The sequence below is a fragment of the Bacteroides sp. 1001302B_160321_D4 genome, from assembly GCF_015667765.1.
GTDB classification, from domain to species: Bacteria; Bacteroidota; Bacteroidia; order Bacteroidales; family Bacteroidaceae; genus Bacteroides; species Bacteroides xylanisolvens.
This window is the reverse complement of record NZ_JADPLO010000017.1, coordinates 76,884-90,944: the sequence shown is the minus strand read 5'-3', so window position 1 is coordinate 90,944 and position 14,061 is coordinate 76,884. Positions and strand designations below refer to the sequence as shown.

Below are 14,061 nucleotides of genomic sequence, written 5' to 3'. Positions count from 1 at the left end.
TATTTCCCCCGAACTAAAATAATCTCCCTATAAAAGAGCATAATATAGAAAATAAAGATTACTTTTACAATGAAACTAAACCACGACAGACAAATGAGAAAGAGTATTGCTATAATTATAACATCTATATTAGTGCTATCAGGATGCAACAAACAACAATCCGTATCTGACAGGCTACTAAATGAAGTAGGAAAGGCCATTACCATAAATCCTGACAGTGCATCCAACCTACTAAAAGGTATATCATCTCCTGAAAAACTAGACGACAAAACCTTTGCACGCTGGTGTATGTTATCAGGAAAGATTACAGACGAGATTTTCACCACCATCCTACCAACTTATCAATTAGAGAGGGCTTATGACTGGTATTCCTCGCATGGTAGTCCTGATGAACAAGTGCAAATTCTGATTTATTTAGGTCGCTCTTATTTTGCAGATGGAGATTATGATAAAGCAATGTCAATATATACTAATGCTTTGGATATTGCAGAAAAGAATAAGCTTAATAACCTCACCGGATATACATATAGCTATATAGGCGATTTATATGGAGAGAAATTCATGCGGACAGAAGCTATCAAAAGATATAAGGCTGCTGCCGAATGCTTCAAAAAAGAAAATAATACAGATAGCTATGCTTGCGCATTAAGAGATGTAGGACGCGAATATGCATGCATAGACTCGTTATCACGCGCTTTAAAAATTCTAACTATAGCTGATTCTGTAGCACGTAATACTAAAAATATCGAAGTCACTGCATCAATAGACAATGCCTTAGGGAATATTTATGCAATGCAAAATAAATATGATAAAGCTGAAGAATACTTTCTCAAAGCATTGGTAGGAAGAGAAACAATGCCCGATTATATGGCACTGATAGACTTATATATTGCATCGGGGGCTATTAACAAAGCAAAAGAGCTACTATCCAAAATACCACAAGATAATCCAAAGTATACATACAGCATTAAATATTTATACTACCAAATCTATAATGAAGAAAAGAATTATAAAGAAGCTCTTACTAATCTGAAAGAATACGTCGAAATAACTGATTCAATCATATATGCTGATAACCAATCTAAGATATTGAACATAGAGTCTAAATATAATCATTTAAAGATCAGCAAAGAAGTAGATAGATTAAAAATTAAACAGCAAAGCTACATTATAGTTTTAGTTATATGCATTGGAATCCTATTATTAATAATAATAGGATATCTACTATATCGAAAGAAAGCAAAAGAGAAAATCCAAAGACAACAAGAAGAGTTGAACCGAATAAAGACAGATTTGCTTTATGTTTCTTTAGAACTGGAAAAGAAAAAAAGATTGTTAGATACATTTAAGGAGAAAAATGAGAGCTATGAGGAAATGCAGGAAGAAATAAGTCTCCTAACCACCAACTATAAACAATTGCAAAATAAAATTCTAGAGAATTCACCTTTACATAAAGAACTAATACACCTAGCCAACCAAAATAAGCCCAGAAATAACAAGCCATTAATAACAGACAAGCAATGGAAACTCATTGCAGATGAAATAACATATATTTATCCGAATTTACGTAAATACATATATAGTCGATGCCCAGATTTACCAGAGCAAGACTTTTGGTATTGCTGTTTATATATATCAGGGTTTGACACTAACACAGAAGCAAAGTTACTAAACATTACAGTCGACTCAGTAAGAAAAAAAAGACTCAGACTTAGACAAAAACTGAATATAATATTACCAGATAATAATGCTACATTGTATGATTATTTAATTGAAAACATGCACTAATATCCTCTTCTTAGGAAGAAATAATCAGCAACATAAAAGGATGTCCACGCAAAACATCATAAGCGACTGATTATCAAGCACTGTTTGTCCACGCTGAAAAACTTCTTTTATTTGCATTCCCCCTCATATCTCCATAAATTTGCAAAAAACAATCAAAGATATGAGAAAACTAAGCATTTTACTATTATTAATTGGCATTCCATTCATAATAATAGAAGCCAATAATCTATCAACACAAAGAACTAAAATTATAAGATGGCATAAATGCCAAAAAACACCAAATTCTATCCCAATAGAAGCTATCCAAGACGAAAACTCTATTGAAGTTCGTTTTCTTGAAGACATCGACGATCAAGTTACTTTCCAAGTAAAAGATCAACTGGGAAATATTATCTTCCAAGATGTGATATTAACTCCTAATGAGCAAAAAACTTATAAGATTGATTTGAAAGGCTACAGAGTCGGTCATTATGAACTTCTCTACATAGAAGAAGACATAACTTTCATTGGAGAGTTTGAAATCGAATAATCAACGATAAATAATAAAAATATCAAACTTTATAAACCCTATAAAACTAATAATTATGGGAAACATTTTTAGATTCTTATTGGTGCTGCCTTGCATCACCTTGTTATTGTACTCTTGCGAAAGTGAGATTGAAAATGAGATCCAGTCATCTACAGAAAAACTGAACTTATCAGGATTGGAATCGGATAGCCTTCAATTAGAAAGTTATGAATTGTCTGAAATGACAGATGAGCTAAAAGCATTAAAAGAAAGGATAGATGAACTAAAGAAAGCGAAGACACGATCAGTAGCTTCAAGTAACTATAGCCAATATTTTTCAGAAAATATGTGGGCTATTAGAGAGTTACCCTTCACACTTAGCACTGGAGGTGGATATTTATCATGTACTGGTTGGGGACAGAGAGTGACCTATGAGGGATATAATCCTGGCTCTTATGGTAAATTCTATGTCCAAATTCCCTCATCAATTACCGGCATACCCTATTTAATTTATTCAAACTACTCGAAAACTCGTCTAGCTGTAGGACATTACACTAGTAATCCGGAATCAAAAATATTACTTGCAATGAGCAGTAATTCCACTACAGGAGCCATGGATTCCTGGGACATTATACCTGCTACTAATAATCCAGGAACTTATGTCCTTCAAAATGAGCTATATCTTGGCCAAGGAAGTAGTGGTTCATGGTGGGATGTATTCAATTATGTGGTAGATATACAAGCTAATAATGTTGGTTTCAGCCAATATACACAAAGAGCCCAACAGGAATTTACTATCACCCCTGATGCTGTATTCACACTGAAAAGCCTAGAATTTATCAATCCATATTCCGCAACTGTGACCCAAAGGGAGAATGTCTCTATCAAACGAGCCATAACAAACTCTTCATCCCAATTTATACGAGAGAACCTCGTATTTGAAAAGGCTGTACAAGAGGACTCCTATTTTAAAGAAGAAAAGGGAATAGCATTTAAGGTTCCAGCTTCAGATATGCTATTTGCACGCCCTACAGTTACATTAGGAGAAATAGATCTTGTTCCTAATGCAAGTATACCAATTGATACAAAATACCAGCCCAATGTACGCAGAGTAATGGAAAATACATTAAAGCATATAGAACCTGTCAAAGTTTCTCCACGTACAAAACTCACGGTGACCTATTATTTTAAAGAGTATGATGTATCAGTAGACTATGTTGCCACAATTGAATATAAAGAAAAAGATAAAGATGCTAGAATAGCCAAATTGCCTGGACGTTGGAGCGGAAGGATTCATGTAGATGAAATATCCGATGTTGATTTAGAAGAGACAAACTTGGATACTCAACAAAGTGTAAAAAGAAGAGTGAACACCAGAAATGCAAGTCAATCATCACCAATCATATTAAAAAAATAGACCTATATGAGAAAATTTACTATATTTTCATGTATCATATTGTTTGTTATAGCATCATGTAACAATGAAGACGAAATAAGTGATTCTGCTTCGCTAAACAATCAGGATGATTCAACATCAGAAATCATCTTGCAAGAACGTGACCCGAATCTACCAAAAGTTTGGTCTAAAAAGATAGCACCCAGACCCAGTACTAGGACATCATTTACCGATGCTACTGATTTTCTTGGAAATTCTTATGCCATAGAAAACGGAACATCAATTATCGGGGACTTTTCAAATGCGAGATTTCCAATTGTTAATATGGAAAAGCTACTTGAAAGATATCCTTCATATATAATTGCCAAAGAGTTAAGGACAACGTCAACAGAAGCCATGTCATACGCCAGCTTCGAACGCTTAGAAACAACTTCATCGTTTACTAAAACTGTCAAATCCGGATTCTCACTAAATATTGGTCCGTTCAAACTGGGAAGAAAGAAAACTGTAACCGATATTTTCAAGCATAACACAAGTAATTCCGAACAAGCAGTACACGGAGAACTTAGTGTTGAAGTTATTAATGGAATGATATCCTTACAAACAGCACCTAGTGCATTGAGAAGAATTTCGGCAGATTATTTGGACGAATTATTTGTAGATGCCCTTTATAATTCATCCATGGTAGAATTAATTCAAAGTTACGGAGAATTTGTCTTAACAAGCTATTATACAGGTGGGCGGGCATCGGCTTTATACTATGGTCTTGACACACAAAGTACAGATTTCAATAGTAAAGAGCGCGACATGGATAAATCAATAAACGCAACTTATTCATGGAACAAGGACTCTGTTTCAGGAGATTTTTCTGTTGGAACAAAAGATGGCAATTCTTCTACAGAGACTAAATCTTTTTCCGAATTACATGTATCTATCAAAACATTGGGCGGCGCTTATGGTTATAATGTTGCAACACCTCCTTATGACGTTAAAAGTACATCCATTAATTTAACGAGTTGGCTTCAATCATTAAATGATTCAAGAACACATACAATGATTGACATTCAAGATGGTGGGCTCTATCCAATATCGGATTTTATTTTGGAAGAAAACTTTAAGCAAAGATATAACGACACCCACATGGATTTTCAGCACCAAGAACAACTTGAAGAACCGTATATAGAAATAATGAAAGTATACGTCCGCAAAAGTAGCTCGGGAGAGAAATTATATGATATTGTACCTGTGCTAAATACAAGACAAGGAGATAAGCTCATATTCTCAAACTCAAGTGCTACAAGTCAATCCGATGTAGAATTAAAAGCGAACAGTGTTGCCGCAACCTTTACCGAAAAAAGTAATGCTATAAAAAATGAAAAGAGCAAATATTATAAACTAGCTATCAAAGCTAATCCGAATAAAGTAATAAATCCTATCCTACAAACCACATTATCATTTTCAATAAACGATGTAGATGAGGCTGGAATGTATAAGTTTAAAAACACAAATACCAATATTTGGTATATCTACAACCCGACATCGTTATATTGTTTTGCATACTACGACGATGATTATATTCTTGATGCATACGGAATCTTAGATTGGGTAAACAGTATACCTGTAAAATCAGTTTCAATGACGACTTTATATCAACGATATAGAATATTCGGTTTGTAATGAAGAGTATTAATAGATATTCACCAATAAAAAAGCCAGCCCTTTTAAGGGGAGGTAAAATACGTATCATTTATTAATTCAAATTATCCGCTTATGAAAAAATTATTGTTACCTTTGACCATTCTGCTGTTTTTCGGATTAGTCGTATCATCATGTTCTTCAGACGATGTACTTCAAAGAGAAAACAACGAACAGCCAAACATTGTAAAAAGAAACAATGAAAAAGCTCGTGAGGCTGGTATAAGATTATTAGAATCATTTGGAATGACAAAAACTCGTTCATTAAGTACTAGTGACTATCCGGACTATTATGGGGGAAGTTATATTAACGGGAATGGTAAACTTGTTGTTTTTCTTAAAGGAGAAATAGAAAGTACCAAAGCCACTCTTATAAGGTTAATAGGTGAGAATGATGTCATATATACACAAGGCAATTATTCTTATACGGAGCTGAATAATGTTCTAACCAAAATAACTTCATTTATTAGCAGTAATAAAGATTCTCAAATTGCCAAGAATATAAGATACTATTATCTAAATGATTTTGAGAACTGTGTCGTGGTAGAACTTGACAAATCTAATGAAATGGAAATAAAAGAGTTTAAATCAGAAGTAGTGAACTTTTCAGGAATTGTATTTAAACAATGCACAAGAGAATTTCAAAACCACTCATTATCGCCAGGAAGTTCTATAGGCACACCTAAAGGCACTGCGTCAATGGGATATAGAGCTACTAGATTTAACACTGACGGTTTTGTTACTGCAGGACATGCTTATAACACGGGTGACCGGCATATTATAATAACACACTAATCGGTAGTTGTGACTTTTCAATCCAAGGTGGTTCCGTTGATGCAGCATTCATTAGTATAACTAATTTCTCCATCGTTCCCAATAATGGAAATCTTACTGGAGAAGAATATAATATTTGGGCAGGAGATAATGTAACCAAGTTAGGAGAGACTATAGCTCAATCTGAAGGTTATATTACAAGTACCAATGCAAATGTAAATGCCGATGGAATATACTATACAGATATGGGTGAAGCTACATATTTAAGTGCGTTCGGAGATAGCGGGGGACCAGTATATCTTACAGATAGTAAAAAAGTAATAGGTATACATAAAGGAAGCACAGCTTTCACATCTATATTTGTTAAGGTTGATAATATAGCATCAAAACTAAATGCTCATTTCAACTAATAATTACCAATGGATTGGATAAGTAACTTATCCAATCCATTTCATACTTAACTTATGCTCAAATTAATATCGATTTTGCTAACCAATGGAATTGTTTTATTCATGCTAATCAGTTGTCATAATAAAACAGGCAATTCTAAAAGCACTGTAAACCTTGAATATGAAAATAGTATCGACTCTCTTAATTCATATAAAATGGATATATCACATTTCATTAATTCCATCGAGCCAGGAGAAACGATTGTAGAAGAAAAACAAATGCAGGGGGAAGAATTTATTACAAGAGAAAATGAGAATATAAAAGTACGCTTTTTATTAAAAGACTCCTGCTCAAAAGACGGATTCTTGAAAACAGAAATTATTAATAATACAAACGATACAATTATCTATATTAGCAATACTTTCTTACACTATAGAGAAAGTAATGATTCATGGATTCCTTTAGTTTATCCAGATAATTATGTAAAAAATGATCTTGGATATTTAATACCTTCTCATGAAAGCGTCAAAATAAGGTTCTTTTTACCTTCTCAAGAAAAATATCCTAAAGGGAAATACAAGCTTCAACTATTATTCCGCAATACTTCCAAGAGTATTGACTATTATATCGATAAAATATTTCTAAGCAACAAGTCAAACTAAGTTCCTGATAAATTAAAAATTAAAAAAATGAATACAAAGAAAATAGTTGGGATTTTCTTATTATCCCTTTGTACTATGTGTTTCGTTAATTGTAGTGATGATGACACACCAGATGATCCGGCAGACACCATCACACTCAATATGCTTAATGAGCACAATGGAAAAACCTATTTAGGTGAATCAAATGTTTACATCAATGAAGCCAATAATTTTATCACATCTAAAAATTTCATTTCTGACGTAGGAAATGGCGCAGGAGTTGGAGCAAATATTCTACCCTCGTTAACCAACCTCACACACGAAGTGGCGGTTACACCCGGGCATATTTATCAGATTTTTGATAAAAATACACTGATAAATTTTCCGTCAGGCAATTACGCTATTCAAGTAGAAACAAGTTATTATCAAGCCTATGTTGTATCTAAAATAGTAAATAGTGACATGAATATCGGTGCAATTGTAAAATATATATCTGTTTTCCCTAACAATAATGGACTGCCTGCATATAGGTATAATATTGGAAGCCTTTACCGCATAGGTGAAACGGTTGAATTAGCATTACCCCAAGATATTGAGTTTTTCTTGAAAGAACATAGCGCAGGTATAAAAGGATTAAATGTAACATATGCCAATAACAAATTAAGAATAACCCTAACTAAAGCACCTGACATTGTCAACGGACCTTATGGAACATTTGACCTTTATATCCGTTCAAACAATGTCTTTACGATCGTAGAAGTCCACGTGGAATAAGCAATAAAGACTTTATTAGCCAGTAAAACAAAGGGATTATCACCCATATTAGCATATATTTGCAACAAACATTTAAAAGTATGAGAATTGATAGATTTTTACTATTCGTATTATTACTGGCATCTTCGTATGGTTGCTCTGAAGAACAACCATACGAAGTTGAAAAGGAATCAGTTTCTATATGGGAAGGAGACACAAGGCATGTCATCATAGAAACAGACTTAACAGAGCACAACTATAAATTAGAATCAGAAAATCAAGAAATTGCAACTGCAACTCTTGACGTAATGGGCGTATGCATCGCTACATACAAAAGTGGGAGCACCATGATACGACTTATTGATACTGACAATAATAAGATAGTATGTGAGATCTACGTATATGTAATATACTTCAACAGCTCGGAAATTATCAATTGGGGAATTCCGCTCGAAGGTCATCCTGGTTCTCCGGGAATAATAATAAAAGCAATAGATCTAAGAATCCCTCCAGAGATAGAAATTGAGTTACGAGAAAAAGAAAAGCCATTCATCGGTGCCACTTATACATTCAATCAAGAAACCAAAAAGTTCACAATGAAAACTGATTCGGGGATATTCAAAGAAGGTACATACGAATGGAACATTACCTCTTTAACCCTAATGTATGACGATAAAACAGAGAAATTCGGCTTCAAATTTGCTACAGGAATGTCACACGGATATATTCTACAGAGTGACAAAACATCAGAATATCAGCAACGATATCCTGATGCCGGTATCACAGAAGTAAAAGTTAATTATGTCTGGAAGGATAATGAAATAATTCAATTAGGAGGGCTTACATTTTGATCGATACAAAAGTAGATAGACAAGTGAAACTGTTATTTCTGATATTCTGTATATTTACAATTAGCTGCTCAAACGAAGACAAACTAAATTGTGAATCCATTGAATTAAGTAGCAACTCCATACATATTTTAGCAGGAGAAAAAAGAATTGTATATATATTGTCTGATTTAGAAAAATTCCAAATGGGGCTTGGATTACAGTCTGAAAATCCTCGAATAGCAACAGTTGAACCTCAAAATGATAGTAAGGCAATCCTAATCACAGGAAACAATGTAGGAAACACTTCCATATATCTGCGTGACTTAAGAAATCCTGATAATTTTGCAGAGATTGAAGTTATTTCCGATTACCTTTCCGGAAAGTTCATAGAAAAAGGAGATTCCTCCAGCACTTGGATAAATGGTGGTGACCTGCACATTCGAGAAATAATAGAGAGCGAATTAAAAGAAATTGCCAAGAACCGAACGGGAATACTATACTCTTTTGATAAAGATACTAAAGCTGTGGAAATTGATTATTCTTCATCCGACTATGACAATAATAAAAAGGTCGGAACCTACGAATGGGATAAAGACAGCCTTACCTTAAACTTTAACAACAACATATCTAAACACGGATTCGCCGTAGTAAACGACCATGCAATTATCATTGTATTAGACTTTACTGAAAAGTATAAATCAAAATATCCGAATGCATCTGTAAGAGGTGCAAAAATCCAATGTTTTCTATCAGCAATTGAATAATTAAGTAAACAAAAACATTATGAGAAAAAACATATTTATATGTATCATTTTTGCTGTATCAATTTCAGCATGTACAAATGAACTAGACAAAGAGATTAATATAAAAGCTAATAGTAGTCTTTATGATTTATCAGAAAGTGAGGCACTTACAATTGCCAAAACGTTTCACGAATCTGTAACATCCGAACCACGAACTAGAGATAATAATACTGCATTTGGTATAAAAAGTACATATAGGCTACACGCTTCTGAAAAAACAAGAGCTTTATCAAGTGAAAAACTCCCCTTAATTTATGAAATAGAGATAAATAACGGTCCGAAGAATGGGAGAATTATTGTTTCCGGAGATAAAAGATTCCAAAAAGTACTCGCATATATACCTTCATTCAATGATTCGGTTTATCAAGTCTCTTTAGGGCCCAACATAATGATGCAAATGGCCAAAAATATTTTAATGGAAAAAATTCAAAACTACAAAGATACATCATCAACACGTTCTCGTCCAGTAGAGTCTATACCTGGGGAAGTAAGCGTAATGATTGTACCATTTTGCAGAACAAACTGGCATCAATTTACTCCATATAACCAACTATTGCCTCAAGCTTTCGTAGAACGTTATGAACGCATATCTCCTAACAGACCTGGAGGAGCTCTATATGGCAACTATCCTACAGGACAAGCTTCTATTGCTATTGCCCAAGCTATGGCATATTTAAGACCTTATTTAAACATTGACGGAATAAATATAAATTGGGAAATATTAACCATGGAAAAAGAAGCGACACAATCCAATGAAAAAATGATCGCAACTTTACTAAAATATGTCTACAATACAATTGGTGCATATCCTGTATGGGGAGAATGTTATAATTATGATAAATGGACTGCTACTGGACCTTCCACCGAGATTGTAAATTCTGTTATTGCAGTGAAAACCCCAATAAGAAATATTTCAAGACAAATAAATACTTCTCAATGCGGACTGACTTGCGATAATGATCAAAGCTGGAATTTAGAAGTTGTAAAAAAATCCCTACTTTCTCTTTATCCTGTTTTCGTAGGTGACCTAGACAAAGTCGCTTTTTTAGTTGATGGATATGCCATTAATGAAGAAAACTCCGTTTACCTCCATTGTAACTTTGGTATGAATGAGAGTTTTAATGGCTATTACATGGTTAATGATAACGGAAGCATAGTATTTGAGCCCGGTGGTTATTTTTATAGAGACATAAATCTTGGTATAATCGCTAATATAAGAAACCGATAAACTCAAAACAACGTTATTTACACATTAGTTGTCCACCTCTTTTATCACTTTTTATATTTGCAAGACATATATACTCAATCCTGCGATGAAAGAGATGAACAGTCAATAGAAACTAAGAAGGGGAAATAGTTTTCCCCTTCGGCAAATTTACAACCAACGCTGGAATAAGTCTCTATTTGATTGTCGGATAGAAGAAAATAAGCTAACTTTGTTCTCTATAATTAAAAAGGGCAATTATGGAGGCAGCAATCAAGAAAATACCATACGGGATGACGGACTTCGAGTCTATCATCCGTGATGGTTATTATTATGTAGATAAAACCCAATATATAGAGAAAGTAGAAAATATAAGCCGTTTCTTTTTCTTTGTCCGTCCCCGTCGTTTCGGGAAGAGTCTTTTCCTGAACATGCTGGGTCTTTACTACGACATCAACAAGAAAGACAAGTTCGAGGAAAGCTTCGGAGAATTATATATAGGCAAACATCCCACGCCCAACCGTAACAAATATCTGGTGTTGACGCTCAACTTCAGCAGTGTAGCCAGCGATATGGAGACTTTGAAACAGACTTTCAATACCTATTGTAAACTGGTGATGAGTGCTTTTGCCAAAGATTATAGTGACCTATTAGGGAAAAATATCGCAGAAGAACTGGAAAAATATGATACCGCAGCCGAGATATTGGGATTCTTATGCTTGTCCGCCAAAAGCAAAGGATTGAAAATATATCTTATCCTTGACGAATATGACAACTTCGCCAATAACATTCTGGTAGATTACGGCAATGAACGTTATCACAGCATCACCCACGGCAACGGATTCTTCCGCGGATTCCTCAAGGTAGTGAAGGATTATTCAAACTCTGTCATCGAGCGAATCTTCCTCACGGGAGTCAGTCCTGTGACAATGGACGACCTGACAAGCGGATTCAACATTGCGGATAATTATAGCAGCAACTCCATATTTAATAATATGATAGGTTTCAACGAATACGAAGTGCGCGATTTGATAGATTATTACAAAGAACGCCGGGACCTACCGCACTCTACAGACGAACTGATAGAAATCATGAAACCGTGGTATGATAATTATTGCTTTTCCACCGAAGCACTGGACGAACCGTCCATGTACAATTCGGACATGGTGCTCTACTTCATGAACCGCTATCTGCTAAACATGCGCATACCCAACACAATGCTCGATGCCAACATCCGTACCGACTATAACAAACTGCGCCACCTTATCCGCGTAGACAAGACTTTTGGAGAAAATGCAAGTGTCGTACAGGAAATAGTAGAGAAGGGCGCCACTAGCGGAATCATTGCCGACAGTTTCCCGGCCGAGAATATTATAAAAACCGAATACTTCAAGAGTCTCCTCTATTATTATGGTATGCTTACCATCAACGGCACTAGAGGCCCGATGAATATACTCTCCATCCCCAACCAAACGGTGCGCGAGCAACTCTATGGATACATGATAGACATCTACAAAGATAGCTCCGGTCTCAATTTGGAAGTGGAAAAGCTAAACATACTGATGTATGAAATGGCATACGAAGGTGATTGGAATCCTTACTTCGAATATATCGTCGAACGCCTGAACAAGCAAAGCAGCATCCGTGAATTTATAGAGGGGGAAGCACACGTGAAAGCTTTCATTCTCGCTTATCTGGGACTAAATAGTTACTATATCGCACGCCCCGAATACGAAAGCAACAAAGGATATGCCGACATCTTCCTCCACCCCCGCCTGATGCAGCTTCCCGACATGGCATACAGCTACTGCATTGAAGTGAAATACGCCAAACGGGACGCTTCGGATGCTGAAATCAAAAAGCTACTGTCTGATGCAAAAACGCAACTGAAACAGTATGCGACAAGCGAATGGATCAGGCATGACAAGGGAACGACAGAATTGAAATGCATCGCATTGGTATTTCAGGGTTGGAAACTAGTGAAAGTGGAAGAGGCATAAACAGCTAAGCCCTCCCTATACCTTATCATACTCTTTCATCGTTTATCATGGAATCTATATCCAAGCCCCAGCATCAGATTGTTGGGGTCTTTAAACTTGCTCAACTGGTATCCTACGTGCAAAAACAAATGACGTGTGACGTAAGTCTTGAGAGCCAGAATTTGATAGAACCCTTCCATATCGTCACCGCTGTATATCAAATTCCGACCGACGCCGACATTGATGGAGAAAACGGGCATCACCAGTTCTGCCCGAAGAGATAACCCCACGGCAAACTGCTTACGGAAAGGAGGACGATGAAACTTCAAATCGCCCAAGTAATACTCGCCCACTCTATACTCTTTGAGATTGGCACTCTCATCATATTGCGCATCCGCAGAAAGCCCTGCCCGAAAATAGTTGTTGAAATTATACATCGGGGCGAAATTGATGCCCGCCACACCGAACGAACCGGGAATCATACTCGACACATCGTCTCCGATCAGTCCCCTTTTGCGGGTGGCTCCGTAGATCACCAGGTCATAGCTGACGTGAGGTTTTATAAAGAGCCGTCCGGGAGTGATGGGACCGGGTCCCTCATCCACGCCCAAAGTACGCACGATGCCGATTCTTCCTCCAATAACATTAAGGCCGCCATTAGGATAATGCGTGTTTCCATTGGAAAAATGGGTGAGATCTACACCTGCCGCCAGTTTCCAGTACTTGTGAACTTGCCAGTTCAGCAAAAAGCCGAGATTGATGTACGCATTGATCTTGGAGCCAATCAGCACGTTTTGCGGATTGGATAGTTCATCATATTTCTTCCAGCCAAAAGAAGCCCCGAAGTTCCATTCGTAATCGAACGACAGACGGGGGGACAGTTGCGCGATACGTGACCCTTGAAAAGCGTATACCGACACGGGATTTCCCAATTCAGCGGGACTAAAGAAAGTATGGTAGGAAATGCCAATACCCTGATAGGTATGGGGAAAGAGCCTGCCGAGGTTGGATTCTTTGCTGAATCTGAAAGCGTACTTGAAATGGAAGGAAAGCGATTGGTCGATTTTCTTTTGCTGCGCATTGTCTCCTTGCAGAAAACTATGGGTGGAGACGATATATCCCGGACGGACGTCGAAGCCAAGCTGATGGCGGATCAGGGGATGGCTGACGCTGTCGTTCCGTTGCCCGATGATTGTCTGGGCTTCCAGATTTGCGTTGATTGCCGGATGTACCAGAAGGCAAAGGAGGCACAGCAACTGTATGGCGTTCCTATTTCTAATCATTGATATATTAGTTGTTG

General features: G+C 36.2%; 12 protein-coding genes. 11 read left to right on the top strand and 1 reads right to left on the bottom strand.

The window, feature by feature from the left end:
• Positions 1–93: 93 nt before the first annotated feature.
• The 11 genes from KFO40_RS09205 (at position 94) to KFO40_RS09155 (ending at position 12,782) form a co-directional block, all read left to right on the top strand.
• On the top strand, positions 94–1,788 hold the full coding sequence (locus KFO40_RS09205; protein ID WP_211146286.1) for a tetratricopeptide repeat protein: 1,695 nt from the start codon (positions 94–96) through the stop codon (positions 1,786–1,788).
• A 160-nt stretch (positions 1,789–1,948) separates the two neighbouring features.
• Positions 1,949–2,317: a DUF3244 domain-containing protein gene (locus KFO40_RS09200; protein ID WP_211146285.1), complete on the top strand. Its 369-nt coding sequence runs from the start codon at positions 1,949–1,951 to the stop codon at positions 2,315–2,317.
• A gap of 55 nt (positions 2,318–2,372) precedes the next feature.
• The gene (locus KFO40_RS09195; RefSeq protein WP_134985899.1) at positions 2,373–3,713 is read left to right on the top strand and encodes a hypothetical protein; all 1,341 of its coding nucleotides are present in this window, start codon (positions 2,373–2,375) and stop codon (positions 3,711–3,713) included.
• A gap of 6 nt (positions 3,714–3,719) precedes the next feature.
• Complete coding sequence (locus tag KFO40_RS09190; protein ID WP_134985900.1) at positions 3,720–5,369, top strand: MAC/perforin domain-containing protein; 1,650 nt, start codon at positions 3,720–3,722, stop codon at positions 5,367–5,369.
• 93 nt (positions 5,370–5,462) lie between these two features.
• Positions 5,463–6,182, top strand: coding sequence for a hypothetical protein (locus KFO40_RS25660; RefSeq protein WP_248005572.1), 720 nt, complete (start codon positions 5,463–5,465; stop codon positions 6,180–6,182).
• 443 nt (positions 6,183–6,625) lie between these two features.
• Complete coding sequence (locus KFO40_RS09180) at positions 6,626–7,213, top strand: hypothetical protein (RefSeq protein WP_211146284.1); 588 nt, start codon at positions 6,626–6,628, stop codon at positions 7,211–7,213.
• A gap of 27 nt (positions 7,214–7,240) precedes the next feature.
• The gene (locus KFO40_RS09175) at positions 7,241–7,966 is read left to right on the top strand and encodes a DUF5036 family protein (protein WP_004315401.1); all 726 of its coding nucleotides are present in this window, start codon (positions 7,241–7,243) and stop codon (positions 7,964–7,966) included.
• Between the two features lie 80 nt (positions 7,967–8,046).
• A complete protein-coding gene (locus KFO40_RS09170) occupies positions 8,047–8,796 on the top strand; it encodes a hypothetical protein (RefSeq protein ID WP_134985182.1) in 750 nt (249 codons plus the stop codon).
• 23 nt (positions 8,797–8,819) lie between these two features.
• The gene (locus tag KFO40_RS09165; protein WP_055236086.1) at positions 8,820–9,539 is read left to right on the top strand and encodes a hypothetical protein; all 720 of its coding nucleotides are present in this window, start codon (positions 8,820–8,822) and stop codon (positions 9,537–9,539) included.
• A gap of 19 nt (positions 9,540–9,558) precedes the next feature.
• Complete coding sequence (locus tag KFO40_RS09160; RefSeq protein WP_134985181.1) at positions 9,559–10,806, top strand: C10 family peptidase; 1,248 nt, start codon at positions 9,559–9,561, stop codon at positions 10,804–10,806.
• A gap of 236 nt (positions 10,807–11,042) precedes the next feature.
• A complete protein-coding gene (locus KFO40_RS09155; RefSeq protein WP_120067580.1) occupies positions 11,043–12,782 on the top strand; it encodes an ATP-binding protein in 1,740 nt (579 codons plus the stop codon).
• A 35-nt stretch (positions 12,783–12,817) separates the two neighbouring features.
• Here the strand turns inward: KFO40_RS09155 and KFO40_RS09150 are convergent, their stop codons facing one another.
• On the bottom strand, positions 12,818–14,044 hold the full coding sequence (locus tag KFO40_RS09150; protein WP_211146283.1) for an acyloxyacyl hydrolase: 1,227 nt from the start codon (positions 14,042–14,044) through the stop codon (positions 12,818–12,820).
• Positions 14,045–14,061: the final 17 nt, after the last annotated feature.